This is a genomic window from Brevibacillus sedimenti, from assembly GCF_020923495.1.
GTDB lineage: Bacteria > Bacillota > Bacilli > Brevibacillales > Brevibacillaceae > Brevibacillus > Brevibacillus aydinogluensis.
Genome location: NZ_CP064048.1, coordinates 1,914,870 through 1,933,370 on the forward strand (window position 1 = coordinate 1,914,870; position 18,501 = coordinate 1,933,370).

At 58.5% G+C, this 18,501-nt stretch carries 15 protein-coding genes and 1 other annotated feature; all 15 genes read left to right on the forward strand.

Going from position 1 to position 18,501, the window contains the following annotated elements:
* The 15 genes from IRT44_RS09470 (at position 1) to IRT44_RS09540 (ending at position 18,481) form a co-directional block, all read left to right on the forward strand.
* The gene (locus IRT44_RS09470) at positions 1-1,422 is read left to right on the forward strand and encodes a phosphomannomutase/phosphoglucomutase (protein ID WP_230077820.1); all 1,422 of its coding nucleotides are present in this window, start codon (positions 1-3) and stop codon (positions 1,420-1,422) included.
* Between the two features lie 96 nt (positions 1,423-1,518).
* A complete protein-coding gene (gene manA, locus IRT44_RS09475) occupies positions 1,519-2,502 on the forward strand; it encodes a mannose-6-phosphate isomerase, class I (protein ID WP_171566582.1) in 984 nt (327 codons plus the stop codon).
* Between the two features lie 161 nt (positions 2,503-2,663).
* Positions 2,664-3,146, forward strand: coding sequence for a ferritin-like domain-containing protein (locus IRT44_RS09480; protein WP_212133196.1), 483 nt, complete (start codon positions 2,664-2,666; stop codon positions 3,144-3,146).
* A 99-nt stretch (positions 3,147-3,245) separates the two neighbouring features.
* Complete coding sequence (locus IRT44_RS09485; RefSeq protein ID WP_268255226.1) at positions 3,246-4,424, forward strand: response regulator; 1,179 nt, start codon at positions 3,246-3,248, stop codon at positions 4,422-4,424.
* Positions 4,425-4,551: 127 nt separating this feature from the next.
* Positions 4,552-4,917, forward strand: coding sequence for a response regulator (locus tag IRT44_RS09490; RefSeq protein WP_212133198.1), 366 nt, complete (start codon positions 4,552-4,554; stop codon positions 4,915-4,917).
* Positions 4,918-5,396: 479 nt separating this feature from the next.
* On the forward strand, positions 5,397-7,571 hold the full coding sequence (locus IRT44_RS09495) for an NAD-dependent epimerase/dehydratase family protein (RefSeq protein ID WP_171566585.1): 2,175 nt from the start codon (positions 5,397-5,399) through the stop codon (positions 7,569-7,571).
* Positions 7,564-8,454, forward strand: coding sequence for a hypothetical protein (locus IRT44_RS09500; RefSeq protein ID WP_230077822.1), 891 nt, complete (start codon positions 7,564-7,566; stop codon positions 8,452-8,454). Before IRT44_RS09495 ends, IRT44_RS09500 begins: the two co-directional genes overlap by 8 nt.
* On the forward strand, positions 8,451-10,286 hold the full coding sequence (locus tag IRT44_RS09505; protein ID WP_171566587.1) for a DUF2194 domain-containing protein: 1,836 nt from the start codon (positions 8,451-8,453) through the stop codon (positions 10,284-10,286). The genes IRT44_RS09500 and IRT44_RS09505 overlap by 4 nt, the downstream gene beginning before the upstream one ends.
* Positions 10,283-11,734: a GT4 family glycosyltransferase PelF gene (gene pelF / locus IRT44_RS09510; protein WP_171566588.1), complete on the forward strand. Its 1,452-nt coding sequence runs from the start codon at positions 10,283-10,285 to the stop codon at positions 11,732-11,734. Before IRT44_RS09505 ends, pelF begins: the two co-directional genes overlap by 4 nt.
* The gene (pelG, locus tag IRT44_RS09515) at positions 11,710-13,125 is read left to right on the forward strand and encodes an exopolysaccharide Pel transporter PelG (RefSeq protein ID WP_171566589.1); all 1,416 of its coding nucleotides are present in this window, start codon (positions 11,710-11,712) and stop codon (positions 13,123-13,125) included. The genes pelF and pelG overlap by 25 nt, the downstream gene beginning before the upstream one ends.
* 22 nt (positions 13,126-13,147) lie before the next feature.
* Positions 13,148-14,863, forward strand: a complete 1,716-nt coding sequence (locus IRT44_RS09520; protein ID WP_230077823.1) for a CotH kinase family protein — start codon at positions 13,148-13,150, stop codon at positions 14,861-14,863.
* A gap of 18 nt (positions 14,864-14,881) precedes the next feature.
* Entirely contained in the window at positions 14,882-15,589 is a 708-nt protein-coding gene (locus IRT44_RS09525; RefSeq protein ID WP_171566591.1) for a polyphosphate polymerase domain-containing protein, read from the forward strand.
* Between the two features lie 50 nt (positions 15,590-15,639).
* Positions 15,640-16,320, forward strand: a complete 681-nt coding sequence (locus IRT44_RS09530) for a DUF4956 domain-containing protein (RefSeq protein WP_171566592.1) — start codon at positions 15,640-15,642, stop codon at positions 16,318-16,320.
* Positions 16,321-16,458: 138 nt separating this feature from the next.
* Positions 16,459-16,702: a binding site (T-box leader), on the forward strand.
* 103 nt (positions 16,703-16,805) lie between these two features.
* Positions 16,806-17,306, forward strand: a complete 501-nt coding sequence (locus IRT44_RS09535; RefSeq protein WP_171566593.1) for an Lrp/AsnC family transcriptional regulator — start codon at positions 16,806-16,808, stop codon at positions 17,304-17,306.
* Positions 17,303-18,481, forward strand: coding sequence for an aminotransferase (locus IRT44_RS09540; protein ID WP_171566594.1), 1,179 nt, complete (start codon positions 17,303-17,305; stop codon positions 18,479-18,481). The genes IRT44_RS09535 and IRT44_RS09540 overlap by 4 nt, the downstream gene beginning before the upstream one ends.
* The last annotated feature ends 20 nt before the right edge of the window (positions 18,482-18,501 follow it).

The window sequence follows — 18,501 nt, forward strand, 5'->3', positions numbered from 1 at the left end:
ATGGACGTTACGGCTGCACACGGCATTCACATCCCGTCCCACGTTTTCCGGGAGTACGACATCAGGGGCAGAGCCGGGAAAGAGATTCATCCGGCGTTTGCCTGGCTCCTGGGGAGAGCGTTTGGCCGAAAGCTGAAGGCGGCCGGGCTGGACAAGGCGGTCGTGGGGAGGGATAACCGGAAATCCTCGCCGGAGCTGCAAACCGCTCTGATGGCCGGGCTACTTCGCTCGGACATCCGCGTCGTCGATATCGGTGAGGTGACGACACCGATGTTTTACTACAGCCTGGAGCATCTGGACATTCCTTCCGGGCTGATCGTGACGGCAAGCCACAACCCCGGTGACGAGAACGGCTTTAAAATTGCCATGGACAAGACCACCATCTACGGCGAGGCGATTCAGGACCTGTACAACACCATGCGCGCGCTGCTCGCCGAGGAAGGCGTGCCGCACCAACCTTTCTCCCTACAGGAAGGAGTGGAGCGGGTGGACATCGAACAGCCCTATCTGGCGATGCTCAGGGAAAAAATTGTCCTTGGACCGCGCAAAGTGAAGGTGGTGGCGGACTGCGGCAACGGCACCCCCTCGCCGTTCGTGCCGAAAGCGCTGGTCCAGTGGGGCTGCGAAGTGGTTCCGCTCTACTGTGAATCCGATCCCAATTTCCCTCATCATCACCCCGATCCGGTCGACCCGAAAAACCTGCAGGACTTGATTCGCAAGGTGCGCGAGGAAAAAGCCGACCTCGGGGTGGCCTTCGACGGCGATGGCGACCGCCTGGGTGTCGTCGACGAGCAGGGCAATATCCTGTGGGGCGATCAGCTGATGATTTTGTTCTGGCGGGAGATCCTGCCGAAACATCCCGGATGCCAGGCGCTGGTGGAAGTAAAATGCTCGCGGGCACTGGTGGAAGAAATCGAGAAGCTGGGCGGAGTGCCCGTGTTTCACCGCACCGGCCATTCCCATATCAAAGCCTCGATGAAACGGCTGAACGTGCCGTTTACCGGTGAAATGTCCGGCCACATCTTCTTCAAGGACGAGTATTTCGGCTTTGACGACGCGCTCTACGCGGCGGGGCGGCTGCTTCGCATCTTGACCAACAGCGACAAGCCGCTGTCAGCGTTGTTTGCCGACATTCCCCGCTACCACGCCACGCCGGAGACGAGAGTCCCCTGCGAGGAAAGCAAAAAGCGGACCATCCTGGACAAGGTCAAACAGTATTTCCGGCCCGAGCGCGAGATTATTGACGTGGACGGCGCGAGGGTGATCTTCCCGAACGGCTGGGGACTGATCCGCGCCTCCAACACGCAGCCGATTTTGGTCCTGCGGGCGGAGGCGGAATCGGCGGAAGGGCTGGCCGAGATCAAACGGGAGATCGAGAAGTCTCTTGCGTTTGCCGATTCCGCGCTGACGGTGGACTGGTAACCTCGAAACAGCGGACTCGTGTACCCGTACCATCTTGTCGTGATTCGCTGGTAGTGCCTGTTTGCATACTGAGATCAACCGGGGTGAGTGAGGAAAATGAACGCGTATCCGTTACTGTTTTCACCGATGTATCATCAACGGATTTGGGGCGGCAATCGCCTGCGTACATTATTCGGCTATCCCATTCCCAGTGAGCAGACGGGTGAGGCGTGGGTCATATCCGATCACCCGAAAGGCAGAACCACGATCAGAAACGGCGTCTATCGCGGAAAGACGATCAGCGAACTGCTGGCGGAACAGCCCGATTGGTTTGCGCCGAAGCGTCCGGACCGCTTTCCGCTGTTGGTGAAACTGTTGGACGCCAACGACTCGTTATCCGTACAGGTACATCCCGACGACCGCTTTGCCCATGTCCATGAGAACGGCGAACTGGGAAAGGCGGAATGCTGGTACGTCGTGCACGCCGAACCTGGAGCAGAAATCGTGTACGGCCATACCGCCAGGACGCGGGAGGAACTGGCGGAGATGGTGAAGGCCAGCCGCTGGGACGACCTGTTGGTGCGAGTCCCGGTGCGGACCGGCGACTTCTTCTACATTCCGCACGGCACGCTCCACGCGCTGGGCAAAGGCATTGTCGTCCTGGAAATTCAGCAAAACTCAGACGCCACATACCGCGCCTACGACTACGACCGCGTCGACCAGTCCGGACGGAAGCGCGAACTGCACATCGACAAGGTGCTGCAGGTAACCAATGTGCCGAACAAGCCGGCACAGATCCGGGCAAAGACAGCAGGCAGCCGCTTCCTGCAGGTGAACCACTACCTGGACAGCCCGTTTTTCACGGTAGAAAAATGGACGCTGCACGGCTCGCGCGAAGAAGAGTCCGGGGACCGGTTCTCCCTCGTGTCCGTTCTCGCCGGATCAGCCCTGCTGGAATGGAGCGGCGGTGAGCTTACGGTGAAAAAAGGGGATCACCTGCTGTTACCGAGAACATTGGGCAGGTACAGACTGGCGGGCGACATGGAAGCGATAGTCTCCTTCCCGCCGGGACAGGCGGCCACGCTGCGAAAAGCGGGCTGAACGCGTCAGATGGCGCGAGCGATGCAAAGACCCTGGCAAAGGGTCTTTTTCATTTTTTTCTGGCAGCCCACGATATTCCCTGCGCATCTGGGTTCACTACCTCATGGGCACAACCATAAGCTGGGGTATACATCATCTTTACACATGTGGAGGAGATTCTCATGCATGGTTATCCGATAGCTTTTCCCCGCTACTGGCCCAGGCTCGTACAGCAGCCGGGATTTAGCGAACCGCGCGATCGGGCGCTGGCCGCCGATATCTTGCGGGCCACCCAACGTGAAGAGCGGGCCATCAATTATTTCAGCAGGCTGATAGAGCTGGCCCCCAACGACAGCATCCGGACGGTTTTGAACATCATCCGCGACGAGCGGATCAAGCATTCCCAGCGATTCGCGACAATCTACCGGCAGTTGACCGGACGGGCGCCGCAAGTGAGGCGGGAAGAAGTGCCGGCACCGGAATCATTTGCCCGGGGATTGGAATTTGCCATCCGGGACGAGCTGGCCGCCGCCGATCTGTACCGGGACATTGCCGATCGGGCGGTGACGCTCGCGATCAGAAGGGGGTTCACCCGAGCAGCAGAAGACGAGCTGCGGCAATCCAATGTGCTGATGAACATGCTGGCACAGTTGGGAGCGTCGTAGATGGCTGGCGGAGGCCAGCTGAAAACGGGCGGCCTGTCTTTGCGGGCCGCCCGTGATCGTGTTCAGAAATTGTTGAGATCGAATGCCTATGATAATAGAATGTGCGGCTTGTGTCGGATTCGGGTTGAAAAAGCGAGGTGTGAAACTCTGAAAGCCGTATTGGTTGACGATGAACCTCTGGCTTTGTACCACCTGGAAACACTGCTGCGGGAATGCGGAGGTCTGGAAATCGTCGGGCGATATCAAAATCCCCGCCGCGCTTTGGATGAGCTTTCGCAGGTAAAGCCCGACGTCATCTTTCTAGATGTGGAGATGCCCGAGTTGAACGGCATCGAAACGGCGGAACAGGTGCTCAGACTCTCGCCTGAAACGGATCTTGTCTTTGTAACGGCCTATGATGAGTACGCGGTCAAGGCGTTTGAGCTCAACGCACTGGACTACGTGCTAAAACCGGTTCAGCGCGACCGCCTGATCAAAACGGTGCAGCGGCTGATTGACAGGCGGTATGAGACGCACGTCGTTTCGCTCGCAGGACAAGCCATCATGATCCGCTGCTTTCAGTCCCTGCAGATCGAGATTCCGCCGCGCGGACCGGAACCCATCCGCTGGCGGACGGCCAAAGCGCAGGAACTGTTTGCGTACCTGGTTCATCGGCGGGGCCAGCCCGTTCGCAAAGATGCGCTGCTGGAATTGTTCTGGCCGGATGCGGACCACAAAAAAGGTTTTGCCCTGCTGTACACAACCATCTACCAGATCAGAAAAACATTGAAAGAGCTCAACGTCGGCATTCACATCAGCAACTGCGACGACGGCTATCTGCTGGACATGAAACACGTCAGGGTGGATGTGGATGAATGGGAGCGCGGCATAAGGATGTGGTCCCCCGTTACGCGGGAAAGACTGTCCGAACACTTGCGCTTGCTTGAATTGTACCGCGGAGATTACCTGGACGACTACGACTACATATGGGCGGAAAGCGAGCGGCAGCGGCTGCGGACGCACTGGTTTTACCACGCGAATCATGTAGCCGGCTATCTGGAGTCTGTTGGCGAATACGCCCGAGCGCTGGCCGTCTATCACCGCATCCAGCGCTTTCACCCGCATGTGGAAGAGACGTACGTAAAGCTGATGAAGCTGTATGACAGACTAGGCGACCGCAATGCCGTGGTGAGAGAGTACATGAACCTGAACAGGATGTTGAGCGAAGAGTACGGCGTCGCCCCCCACAAGGCCGTTCGGGAGTGGTATCTGCGTTGGAAGAAAACGCAAAGCAGGTAGTCTCTTCTCGGCCCCGGATTGGCTCGAAAGTCATGTGCGTCATGTCATGCTTTGCGAGCGGCGAAATATGGTAAGAAGGAGGGAATATACTAGTGCGGCACCAGGACAGAAGAAATGGGGAGTACCAGTGAAAACGACCATGATTGTCGATGACACGGCGTTGACCAGGGGAATCCTTCGCGACATGCTCGAATCGCTCGGGCTGAAGGTGGTGGTGGAGACGGAGTCGGGAGAGGAGGCGGTCAAACAATTTATGCTGTTCCGTCCCGACCTGGTCGCCGTGGATGTATCTACACCCGCCATGGACGAATTGGCGGTGGTGAAAAAGATCAGGAAAATCGACGGAAAGGCCAAGATCATCGTCTGTTCAGCCGTTGTGCAGCGGGATGCCATCATGCGGACGATCGACGCGGGCGCGTCCGACTTTCTGGCCAAACCGCTGCAGAAAGACCGGGTGGCATGGGCCATTCAACACCTCAAAGAAATCGGATAACAGATAGGAGAAAAGTACCGAGCAGAGCCGGCAAGCCGCGAACGGTTTCGGGAACCACGCACAAGTGATCGCCCGACAGCGAGCGGATGAAAAGCCTCCGCGCGAAAAAACTCGATAATCATACGTGGCAAGATGGTTGATCGCCATAGTATAATAGTCCTATTCATTGGCTATGTATGGAAATTTTCCTCGTCCCGACCGCCCTGTATTCACCTCATACCTGCTTAACGCCCGTTGAAATATCAAAGCAGACCAACAGCCGGCAGACTAGGCGCATCTGCAGCGGCAGCAGTCGGAGACGAGGCGTCTGCGGCCTGCGTGAGCAGACACGACAGCACAAGCAGGAATGCAACGAATGAATCAAATGATCTAGGTTTTCGTACTTGTTCAAGGTCTTATGTCCCAAAGCGGATGGGAATTCCGAATAAAACGAACGTAATTGTCAATTGTTGTCGATTGTCTATTGGAGGTGTCTGTGCGTGAACGTTCTCGTAACGGGAGGATATGGCTTCATCGGGTCCTCGGTGGTCGAACGTTTTCACAAAGAGGGTCATCGGGTGTACATTATCGACAACCTGTCTACGGGCAGGCGGGAACGCGTGACCGTCCCCCACAAAGCGTACATCTACAGCGTGGATGACCGGGCCTGCGAAGAAGTATTTCGCAGCGTGGGATTCGACGTCGTGGTTCACCTGGCGGCCCATACGAGCGTCATGGACTCACTGGAACGCCCCTGCCACGATGCGGAGGCGAACATCCTCGGGCTGCTCAACATGCTGAATTGCGCGCGGCTGCACGGCGTCAAAAAGTTTATTTTCGCTTCGTCCGCGGCCGTCTACGGCGATACCGCCCAGCTTCCGATCCGTGAAGAGACAGCCTGCCATCCGCTGTCGCCCTACGGGATGAACAAGCGGCTGGGAGAGATGTACTGCGAGAAATGGCAGGAGTTGTACAAGCTCGATACCTTGTGCCTGCGCTTCTCCAACGTATACGGCCCCCGTCAGAGCAGCTCAGGGGAAGGGAGCGTCATTTCCGCCTTTCTGAACCAGGCACGGGAAGGCAAACCGCTGTATGTCTTTGGCGACGGAACGCAGACGCGCGATTTCATCTACGTCGACGATGTGGCCGATGCCATTTACCGCGGCGCCACGAGCAATGTGACGGGCATCTACAACGTGTCGACGGGCGTGGAAACCAGTGTGAACGAGCTGATCGAGCTGGTCCGAACGCTGGTTCCGATAAATGATGTCCAGTACCTCGACAGCAGGCCGGGCGAGATCACCCGCTCCTTGCTGGACAACAGCCGGCTGAAGCACGACCTGGACTGGGTGCCGCTCTATTCGCTGCAGGAGGGGATTGCCAAAACCTACGAATGGATGCTGCGGCAGGAGGCGGTTGCGGCCCGTGAAGAGGCAGCACCCGCAAGAGAGACGCCCAGATGGTGGCGGATCGTCCGGCCGTATGTGGAAAACGGGCTGGCCTTTGCCGCAGTCGTCCTGCTGTCCCGCGACCAGAGCGGTCTTTTATACGAATATGGCATTGATTTTCGGCTGTTGTACATTCTGCTGATCGGGCTGCTCTACGGCTCGCGCCAGTCGTTTCTCTCCGCTGCGGCGGTGATCAGCCTGTATGTGGCCGACAACCTGGCCAACGGGCGCGCCTGGGGCTCGCTGTTGTTTGACCCGGAAACGCTGTTTGTCGCCGCAGTCTACCTGTTTTTCGGCCTGTCGGTCGGGTTTGTGCGGGACAAATACAAAAAAGAGCTGGCGTTTGCCAAAAACGAGCTGGCGGTGGAAGCGCAGCGGTATAAGCTGCTGATGGACGTGTACAAGGACACGCGCAGCGTCAAGGAGTCCCTGCAGCGACAGGTGCTGACCAACAGGGACAGCCTGGGCCGCATCCATGCGCTCGTGACCGAACTGGAGAGCCTGGAGCCGGAACAGGTGGTCAGCGCAGCGGTGAATGTGATGGAAGACCTGATGGAGTCCAGGAAAATCTCGATCTATGCCGTATCGGCGACCGGCTACTTGCGGCTGCTGTTGCAGTCCAACGACGACGAACTGCGCGCCCCCCGTTCGCTGCACCTGAGAGACGTGCCGGAACTCTCCGAGGTCGTTACGTCGCAGCGCTTGTGGGTGAACAAAAATCTGGTGCCGGAGCTGCCGATGCTGGCAGCGCCGGTGGTTCACCAGGGAGAGACGGTCGCGCTGGTCTGCGTGCACGAGCAGGGGTTTGAACAGTTTACCCTGTACCACGAAAACCTGTTTCGGATTGCCGTAGACATGATTTCCCGCTCGCTCTCCCGTGCCTTTATCTACGTGGCCGCCACGCGCAGCGAACGCTTCGTGGAGGAGACCCCGATTTTGCAGGAGGGAGCCTTTTTGGAAGTGTTGCGCAGCAAACAGGCGGCCAAGAAACGGTACCAGGCCGCGTACACCTTGCTGCACGTGGAAACCTCCGAAAACGGCTTCAAGGAAACGGCTGCGCGTCTTGCCCACCTGCTGCGCGACACGGATTATATCGGGCTGTTGCGGGGACAGCTGGTGCTGCTCCTGTCCAACTCCGGGCCGGAAGAGGCCGGGGCGGCAATGGAGCGGCTGCAAAAATACGGCGTGGCAACGCGCCTGGTGAGCGAGGATACGGTCTATGCTTAACGGAGCAATTGCGGCTTATTACGTGCTGACGGCGGTGTATCTGGTGATCCTGTTTCGCCGCCGGGAACCGATGCGCGGCGGCAGGGCAGCGCTGGCCTGCCTGCTCCCGTTTGCCGGGTTGCCGCTGGTGTTGGTCGCCAGCAGGGCGGGGGCCAAGAGTGCGTCCGCCAATCCGGACCGATTCGCCGACGTGGTGGGACTGAAGGCGGATTCGGGAGGCGTCCTGGTCAAAGTGGATCTGGAGAAGGAGACGTCGATTGTGCCGATTGAAGAGGCACTGGTGCTCAATGATCACACCACCCGCCGCCGGATCGTGATGGACGCTCTCAAGGAGGAAACGCTGGACCTCGTCAGCTACCTCGCCAAGGCCGCCCGTAACGATGACAGTGAAACCGCCCACTACGCCGTCACCGCCATTGTGGAAATGAAACGGGGGATGATGGCCGAACTGCAGCGGTGGTCGGCCGAACGGGAGCGTTCCCCTGATGATCCGACCGTGTTGGCCGGGTATGCCAACGCGTTGAAGCGGTATATCGGCAGCGGGCTGATGGATGCCGAGATGGAGCGCACCTACCGCCTGCAGCAGGCGGATGTACTGGAGCGTTTGATCCGACGTGAGGACTGCGGGGAAGAGGCGTTTGCCGACAAGGTGGAATGCGAACTTCTCCTGCGCCGCTACGACAGGGCAGAAGCAGCCTGCGAGCGGTTTCTCCAGGCTTATCCGCAATCGGAGATGGCTTATTACACGGCGCTGAAACTGTATTACTCGCTGCGGGCCGTCATGAAGTTTCACGAGACGCTGAACAGGCTGAAAGAATCGTCCATCACCGTGTCGTATCCGACTTTGCAGATTATCCGGTACTGGAGCAGGGATTTCGTATGATAATCAGGACAAAATCGCTCAGACGCATGATTGTGCTGCTCGTCTTCGTACTCCTGCTGACGCTGTTGATGCAGATGTCCCGTTCAACGCTGGTGATGCGCTGGAATGGGTTCAACGACGGACTTAGTGCCAAGGCCGCGGCCCGCAACGCGCTGACGCCTGCGGAGCTGGCCCGCATCGATCAGGAACGGCTGGTCATCCTGGCAGACCCGAATGACGCGATGAGCCAAAAGGTGGCGTATCAGGCGGAACAACTCCTGATCGGGATGAAAAAGCAGTTTGAGCGGTTGCCTGTGGGAAGCGCCGTGCCTGTTCCAGCGCCCGATGGCGTGATTGTGACCGTGTCCGATTTGACGCGGCTTGCCGGATCGGAATGGCTGAACGGCTACGTGGCGCGGGGCGGCCGCGTATTGCTGGCGATCGAGCCGGACAACAACGAGGCGTTTTCCGCCATGTACCGCCGGCTGGATATCGTTGAGATCGGCACGTACGTGGATACCAGCGAGATTCACCTCCACACCAACGTGCTGCTCGGGTTTGCCGACAGCGTGTTTCGCGATCCCGGCCTGCAGAATCACGTGCTGCGCGTCAAGCTGGGACAGCGCAGCCGCGTTCACGTCTCGGCGGGGGAACATGTGCCGCTGTTGTGGGAGGCGCCGTATGAAAAGGGAGCCTACATTGTGTTCAACAGCGTGCTGCTGCAGGAGAAGATCAACCGCGGACTGTTTGCGGGCGCCATCGGCGTGCTGCTGCCCGACCTGATCTATCCGGTGCTCAACGCCAAACTGATGTTTCTCGACGACTTTCCCGCCCCGTTCCCCCAGGGAACCCATCCCATCATCGACCGGGACTACCGGATGGATTTGCCGCAATTTTTCAAGAAAGTGTGGTGGCCGGACATGATCCGGCTGGCGCGCAGGCACGATCTGAAGTACACAGGGGCGCTCATCGTCACTTACAGCGACCGGGTTACCCCGCCGTTTGACTGGGAGAACGAAGCGGACGTCTCCAGCCTGGTGATGTACGGGCGCGAACTGCTGAAGGAAGGGGGAGAAATCGGCATCCACGGCTACAACCATCAGTCGCTGACCACCATTCCGCGGTTGTCGCGGGCGTTTGGCTACAACGTGTGGTCGAGCCAGCAGGAGATGAAGGACTCGCTTCGCTCCTTGCGGCAGTACGTCGAGTCTGTCTTTCCCCACTACCCGCTGCGTACCTACGTGCCGCCGTCCAACGCACTGGATGGTGCGGGGCGGCAGGTGCTGAAACAGGCGTTGCCCGACCTTGACAACATCTCGTCCCTCTACATCGAAGACCACCAGGATATCTCCTATGTGCAGGAATACAAACTGGCTCCCGACGGCTTGGTGGAGCTGCCGCGCGTGACGTCCGGGCACTTGATCGATGAGTACGACCGCTGGGCGATGGCCAACGCAGTCACCGCTCATGGCATCTTTTCCCACTTTGTTCACCCGGACGACGTGATTGATGAGGAACGGGGCGGCAAAGAAAGCTGGCGCGATCTGTACACGCGCCTGGATGAGTTCCTGGAACTGGTGCAGGACAAATACGGTTGGCTGCGGCCCATGACCTCGGCAGAGGCGAGCGCTGAGGCAAGGCGTACGCTAGTGAGCCAGCCTGTGTTTGAACGGCGTCCAGATGGCCTAACCGGCTACATCAACGGCTTTTCCGGCCCGCAGTACTTTCTGCTGCGGACCGACCGAAACATCGTGCGCACGAAGCAGTGCGAAGTGCGGCGCATCGATCAGGGCGCATTTCTGGTGCGCGCCGATCAAGAAATCTTTTCAATTGATTGGACGGATAAACCATGAAAATTTGTATTGTTGCGGAAGGTTCCTATCCGTATGTGACCGGCGGGGTGTCCAGTTGGATTCATGACCTGATCAACTCCATGCCCCAGCACGAGTTTGTCATATTTGCCATCGGAGCGGAGGAGCGAAACAGGGGGAGATTCTCCTACCGGCCGCCCGACAATGTATGCGAGGTTCGTGAAGTGTTTCTCGACACCTTTTTGCAGGAAGAAGGCCGCTGGGGCCGCCGGATTGAACTGAGCGGCAAAGAACGGGACGCCTTGCAGGGGCTGATTGTCGGCGAGCGGGATACCGACTGGGAGACACTGTTTCAGCTGCTGTGCGGCGGGCGCTGGGATGCGTCCACGGAATTTTTGATGAGCCAGGATTACTTTGATCTGTTGAGCGATGTGGCACGACAGCGGTACGAGCAGCTTCCGTTTCGGGAGTTGTTCTGGACGGTCCGTTCCATGCTGCTGCCGCTGATGCAGCTGCTTCGCCACCCGCTTCCCGAGGCGGACCTGTACCACGCCGTCTCGACCGGGTACGCCGGTGTCATCGCCAGTCTGGGCAAGCACCGCTACGGCCGTCCGATGCTTTTGACCGAGCACGGCATCTATTCCCGCGAGCGGGAGGAGGAGATCATCAAGGCGGACTGGGTCAAAGGGTATTTCAAAGACTTGTGGATTCGCTATTTTTACGGTCTGGCCCGCTGCGCCTACCAGTATGCCGACCAGGTGGTGACGCTGTTCAACCGAAACCGGGAGATCGAGATCGAGCTGGGCTGCCCTGAGTCAAAAATCGCGATTATCCCCAACGGCATCAAGGCGGACGAATACGTCGACCTGCCGCGAAAAACGGCGGACGACCCGGCCGTTCACATCGGTGCCATCGTGCGAGTGGTGCCGATCAAGGACATCCGGACGATGATCCAGAGCTTCGCTGTGGTCAAGCGGGAAGTGCCGCAAGCCAGGTTTAGCATCATGGGGCCGTACGACGAGGACCCGGACTACTACCGCGAATGCGTGGAACTGGCGGAAATGCTGGGCGTGCGGGATCTCACATTCACGGGCAGCGTCGACGTCAAGACTCGCATCGGCAAGCTGGACGTGGTCGTGCTTACCAGCATCAGCGAAGGGCAGCCGCTGGCCGTTCTGGAAGCGATGGCGGCGGCCAAACCGGTCGTGGCGACCGACGTCGGAAGCTGTCGGGAACTGCTCTACGGCAGCGAGGCGGGCGGGGTGGAAGGCCGCGCCGGGCTGGTCGTGCCGGTGCTGGACGACAAAGAGATTGCCCGCGCCATCATCACCTTGTGCAATAGCGAATCGCTGCGCCGGGAAATGGGAGAAAACGGACGGCGCCGCGTCCTGTCGGCGTATACCCACGAGCAGTTCATTTCCCGTTACGAATCGCTGTACGCCTCGCTCGGAAAGGAGGAGAAGACATGGCAGGTATCGGCTTCCAGCTAAAGCGGCTGTTTGACCGTGAAGGCCTGTTTGGCCGCGTGCAGGCCATCTCGTACGCTTCGCTGGTGACGGTGGGGCCGATTCTGAGCTGTATGGCGGCGGTCGCGGCCGTCCATTGGCTGCTCGTCACAGAAATGGCGCCGTATCGGGCCCGGCTGCTGTTTCAGGCGGGAACAGCGTACGTCTTTGCCTTTTCGTTTATCGTCGCGGCTCCGTTCTCCATGCTGTTTACCCGGCTTGCGTCCGACCAGCTCTACGATAAACGCTACGACGAACTGCTGCCGACGTTTTATAGAAGCCTGCAGCTGGCGCTGGGCAGCGCTGCGGTGCCCGCTGCGGCTTTTCTCCTGCTGGCGCCGCTGGAGCTGGCGGAGAAGCTGGTGTTGGTTGTGATGTACATGGAGCTGATTGTCATCTGGATGGGCGTGGTGTACGTGTCGGCGATGAAAGCGTACCGCCGGATTGCCGGGGCATTTTTCGCAGGCATGCTGCTGGCGATGATTGCGGTCTGGCTGTACGTTCGTCTGGAAGGGGAGCATCTGGCAGCGTGGGGGCTGTTTGCCGGATTGGCCGGCGGATTTTTTGTCACGGCATCGGTACTGCTGTGGGAGATTGAGCGTTTCTTTCGCACACCCAAGCCGCTGTATCCGAATGGATTGGTCTCGTATCTGCGCCAGTATCCCTCCCTGTTGGCGATCGGCCTGTTCACCGCCTTCTCGATGTATGCGCATCAGTTTGCCCAGTGGGTGTTTCACGGCGAGTGGCTGGAGGGGACGTTTCTGCTTGCTCCGGAATACGATGTGGCCGTCTACTACGCCGTCCTCTCCGTGCTGCCGACGCTGGTCTGGTTCGTGGTGTCGGTGGAGACGGCATTTTACCCGAAGTATCGCCAGTATTACGACGCGATTCTTGGACAGGGAAGCATTATCGAGATCGACCGCGCCCGCCGCGAGATGGAACAGGTGCTGATCGGCGAGATGGCCAAGCTGATGGGGATTCAACTCGTCTTTTCGCTGGTGGCTGTAGCCTGCGGCATCCTGTATCTGCCCTACATCGGTTTTACCGCCCAACAGGTGGATACCTTCAACATTTTGGTTATGTCCTTTTACACGTACATCATGACCAGTGTTTCGCTGTTGCTGTTGCTCTACTTTGATGATCGAAAGGGAGCGCTGGCGCTCTCGGCGATCTTTTTGGCGGCCAACATAGCAGCTGCCTGGGCCCTGCGCGACATCGAATACCAGGGGCTGTCCCTGTTTGCCGCCTCGTTTCCCGTCCTCATCGCCACTCTGAGCAGGCTGATATACCGGCTGCGCCGGCTGCACTACGCGACGTTCAGCGCACAGCCGCTGGCATCGCGGGAGCAAGACCGGATGCGCGGCAGGGCAGGGTGACAATGGAGGAGGAAAAAATGGAATGAAACAGATATGGAGAAGCGGGTGGCTGGCTGTCTTGCTGGCGATAAGCGTCGCAGCTGGCGGTTGTGCGCCGGACGCAGATGTCAGCCAGCCGCAGGTGGAGGGGCCGGTCGTGCCGCCTGCCGTGGAGTACGCGCCCAAATTGCAGGAAAATCGGCTGGTCTACGATAAGGATCAGCCGGGAAGCGTCGTACACCTGTACATTACCGTGACGGATGACAACCTCAGCGACGAGCGGCCGATGACCTGGGCGGAGTTGAACCGCATCGCCAACGAGAACGACAACACGGTCGAGCGAAAACTGAACGTCATCGTGCAGGAAGGGACGGATCAGGGACCACAAAAGGGGATGTTTGGTTACGGAACGAACGAGCCCAACGCTTCCATCACCCTTCGGGGCAAGTCGTCGATCAAGGCGATGCAGAAGTCGTACAAGATCAGGCTCTTTGACAATGCCGGCTACTGGCGGGATCAGCGGACCATCAACCTGAACAAGCACGTGTACGATTTTTCCCGGCTGCGCAACAAACTGAGCTTTGACTACTTCAAGCAGCTGCCGGACATCACCAGCCTGCGCACCCAGTTCGTTCACCTGCATGTCAGGGATCTCACCAGCGGGCGGGCGCAGGCGCCGTTTGAGGATTACGGCCTGTACACCCAGATTGAACAGCCCAACAAGTCGTTTCTCCGGACGCACGGGCTGGACCCCTACGGCCATCTGTACAAGGCTACCAACTTTGAGTTTTTCCGCTATCCCGACAAGTTGAAAATGGCGGACGATCCCACGTACGACAAACAGGCTTTCGAGTCCGTCCTGGAAATCAACGGTTCCAATGACCATGCCAAACTGCTGCGCATGCTGGATGATGTGAATGACATGACCAAGGATTTCGACGAAGTCTTTGACCGCCATTTCGACCGCGACAACTTCCTGACCTGGATGGCGGCCAACATCCTGATGGACAATGTTGACACGATGACACAAAACTTTTTCCTCTATTCTCCGCTGAACGCGGAAAAATGGTATTTCCTCCCATGGGATTACGACGCGGCGTTTGATTTTTACGGCAGCCCGGCCGGTAATCCCAATGAGCGCGCATTGTGGGAGCGGGGGATTCATAACTATTGGGGCAGCGTGCTGGCCAACCGGTTTTTTAAAAATCCGCAAAACGTCGAGCAGCTTGTGGCCAAAGTGCGCCAACTTCGCACCATCATCAATCCGGAAAACTCGCGGCGCATGATCGAGACGTACAAACCGGTCGTGTCCGCTTTCGTCAGACGCGAACCGGACATCCGCTACCTGCCGGGGCGGGTGGAGTTGTACGAGCAGGAGCTGGAGCGGATCATCCAAATGCCCGTGAAGAATGAGCAGGCATTCATCGCCAGCTTGCAGGCACCGATGCCGTATTATCTGGCAGATGTGGAGCAGGCGAACGGAACGCTGACGTTTCGCTGGGGGATGTCGTACGACCTGCAGGGCGATGAGCTGACCTACCGCTTCCAGTTGGCGAAAGAGCCGTCGTTTGCCCGCCCGTTGGTGGATCGCGATGGTTTGAAGGGAACCTCGCTCGTGCTGAACGGCATCGGCAAGGGCCGTTACTTTTGGCGAGTCACGGTGAAGGACGCGAAGGGGCACGTGATGACGGCCTTTGACAAGTTCTTTGACGAGAACGGCAACGTCTATAACGGCGTCCGCGACTTTTACGTGAAATGACGGGAGGGGAGCCTGTGCGTGCATGGAAACGGAAACACGCTGCGTCATGAACTGAAGTACTATATTCATCCGCACGATTACGTCGGGTTGCGCAACCGGCTGCGGGCGCTCCTTCCCTTGGACCGCCATTCCGTAAACGACGAAGGCTACCACATCCGCAGCCTGTATTTTGACGACATCCGGGAGAGCGCGCTGTACGACAAGATCAGCGGTTACTTCCAGCGGAAAAAGTACCGCATCCGCATCTACAACGTCAGCGACCGGATCATCCGGCTGGAGCGAAAAAGCAAGTGGAACGAGTACGTGCTCAAGGAATCGGCCCCGTTGACCCGCAGTCAGGTGTACCGGCTGCTGGAGGGTGACATCGACTGGTTGGCGGACAAGGGGCAGCGCCTGTTGGCTGATTTTTACCAGGATCTCAAGGCAGGTGCGATGAGGCCGTCCGTCATCGTCGACTACATCCGGGAGGCGTATGTGGATGTTTCCACCAACACCCGGGTTACCTTTGACAAACAGCTGGCAGCCGGGCTTCATTCGTTTGACCTGTTTGACCCCAACCTGGCTACCTGGGAAGCGATCCAGGGGCCGCGGATGATCATGGAGATCAAATTCCGGCGCTTTTTGCCGGGGACGATTCGCTCGCTGGCGCAGGTGTCGGCTCACCAGCGTTCGGCGATCTCCAAGTACGTCCTGTGCAAGGAGAGGCAAAAAGTATACGACCGCTAACGGCGGATACGCGGTGGGATGCACTGTATGGATGGGAAAGGAAGTGCGTTATGGACGAGCTGATTACGTTTCGGGATATCATCAAAAAAAGCGTGCTCAACCTCGGGGCGTTTACCAATGTATCGTGGGTGGACATGTGTCTGAGTCTTTTGGTCGCGTTTGCGGTCGGCATGTTTATCTACTACGTGTACCGCGTCTGCTACCGGGGAGTGGTATACAGCCACAATTACAACGTCACGTTCGTGCTGATGACGATTATCACCGCGCTGATTATCATGACCATCAGCACCAACATCGTGCTCTCGCTCGGCATGGTCGGAGCACTCAGCATCGTCCGGTTTCGGACGGCGGTCAAGGATCCGATGGACATCGTCTACATGTTTTGGGCTATCTCGGCGGGCATTGCCGCGGGGGCGAAGATATACTCCGTTGCCATCGTCGGTTCGCTGGTGGTGGGTCTTACGATCTGGTGGCTGACGCGGCGCAAGGAAGCCTCCTCCCCCTATCTGTTGATCCTGCATTACGAAGCGATTGCCGAAGACGAGGTCAAGCGGCGGATTCGGAAAATGAACGCCGTGCTGAAGTCAAAGACGGTGCGCAAGGAGCTGACCGAGCTGACGGTGGAACTGCGGATTCGCGACGACAACACCGCGTTTGTCAACGATTTCTCTGCATTGGAAGGGGTCAAGGACGTGGTGCTGGTCAGCTACAACGGCGAGTACGCCCAGTGATGATGTCCCCCTTGTTTGGGAAACCGGCCTGCGGGGAGGAAGGTAGGGCGTATTGACAAACGCGGTCAACTGTTTTTATAATCTCTCATGCTTACCTCCTTCCTTGCACCAGCGAAGGAGCCGACAGATGCATAGCATACCACGGCATTGAAGAGGAAGAGTAAGAGAGGGCGCTGACGTTCAGAGAGCCTGCCTGCAAGCTGAGAGGGGGGCCGTCATCTCTCTTTGAAGCCGCCTTGGAGCTCCTGCTTTTGAAATTGCGAGTAGAAAGCAGCGGATCAGCCCCCGTTATCGGGTGAAAGTCTGTGCAGGACTTTCCGAGTCTGCTTTTCGTGAGGAGAGCAGAAAAGCTGAGTGGTACCGCGATTCCGTCGCCTCAGCAATCGAATCTTTGGGACGAATGTTCCGGGTTCGGTTGCGGGGCGATTTTTTGTTGGAGTACGCGGGTTGGCCACGCGCAATTTTACAGGAATGGAGTGGAAGTAATGGATCGTCAAAAGCAGCGTGAACTCTTGCGGCTGCTGGAACAGGACAGCCGCCTGACCCCGGAACAGATCGCCAGCTTGTTGGCCGAACCAGTGGATAGCGTAAAAGAGACAATCGCCCGGCTGGAAGCGGATAAAGTGATCGTCAAGTATCCCGCGCTGATCAACTGGGAGCTGGTGGAGGACCATCCGTACGTGACGGCCATGATCGATGTCAAGGTGACGCCGAAGCGGGAAGTGGGTTTTGACGAGGTGGCGGAGCGAATCTGCCGTTTCCCGGAAGTGAAGGCCGTCTACCTGATGTCCGGCGCCAGCTACGACCTGTCCGTCGTGCTGGAAGGAAAAACGATGCGGGAAGTGGCGTCGTTTGTGTCGCAAAAGCTGGCCACGCTGGATTCCGTCGTCTCGACCGCGACCCACTTTATCCTCAAGCGGTACAAACACGACGGCATTCAGTTTGAAGACAGAGACGAAGACCACAGGATGGTGGTAACCCCATGAGTCAGCAAATCAGTGTACGTCAGCGCTTGTCCGCCACGGTCGCCTCGCTCAAGCCGTCGGGCATCCGCCGTTTCTTTGACCTGGCCGCTTCGATGGAAGGGGTCATCTCGCTCGGGGTAGGGGAACCGGATTTCGTCACCCCGTGGCGCGTGCGGGAAGCCTGCATCGCCTCGCTGGAACGGGGCTACACGGCGTATACCTCCAATGCCGGTCTCATCGAGCTGCGCAGGGAGATTCACAAGTACCTGGAGGAGCGCTTCGCCGTCTCGTACCATCCGGAAAAAGAGATCATGATTACAGTCGGCGCCAGTGAAGCGATTGACATCGCGCTGCGGGCCATCGTCGATCCTGGCGACGAGGTATTGGTCGTCGAGCCCTGCTATGTCTCCTACGAACCGGTCATCCGTCTGGCCGGCGGGGTGCCGGTGTTTTTGCACACGCGCGCGGAGCAGTCGTTTAAATTAACGCCTGAGGAGCTGGAGGCGCACATCACGCCGCGCACCAAGGCGATCATCTTCTGCTACCCGAACAACCCGACCGGCAGCACGATGTCGGCGGAGGAGTGGAAGCGGCTGATCCCGATCCTCGTCAAGCACGATCTGCTGGTCATCTCCGACGAGATTTACGCGGAGCTGAGTTACGGTCAGCGGCATGAGAGCATCGCCGCCCTGCCCGGGATGAAGGAGAGGACGATCCTGATCTCCGGTTTTTCCAAAGCGTTCGCGATGACGGGCTGGCGCCTCGGCTACGTCTGCGCGCCGGAAGATCTGCTCGGCGGCATGCTGAAGATTCACCAGTACACCATGCTGTGCGCGCCGATCATGGCGCAGATGGCCGCTCTGGAGGCGCTGCGGCATGGTCAGGCGGACATGGAGAGGATGGTGGAAAGCTACCGGCAGCGGCGCAATTTCGTCGTGCAGGGATTCAAGGAGATCGGCCTGTCCTGCCACGAGCCGGAAGGGGCGTTTTACGCGTTTCCTTCGATCGCGTCCACCGGGCTGGATGCCGGCGAGTTTGCCGAGCGGCTGCTGATGGAGGAAAAGGTGGCCGTGGTGCCGGGTGATGTGTTTGGCGACAGCGGCAGAGGCCACATCCGCTGCTCCTACGCCACTTCCCTGGATCAGCTTGGGAAGGCGCTGGAACGGATGGGGCGGTTCGTGCAGCGACTGTCGTAAAAAGGGAAAGGCCGGGGGTT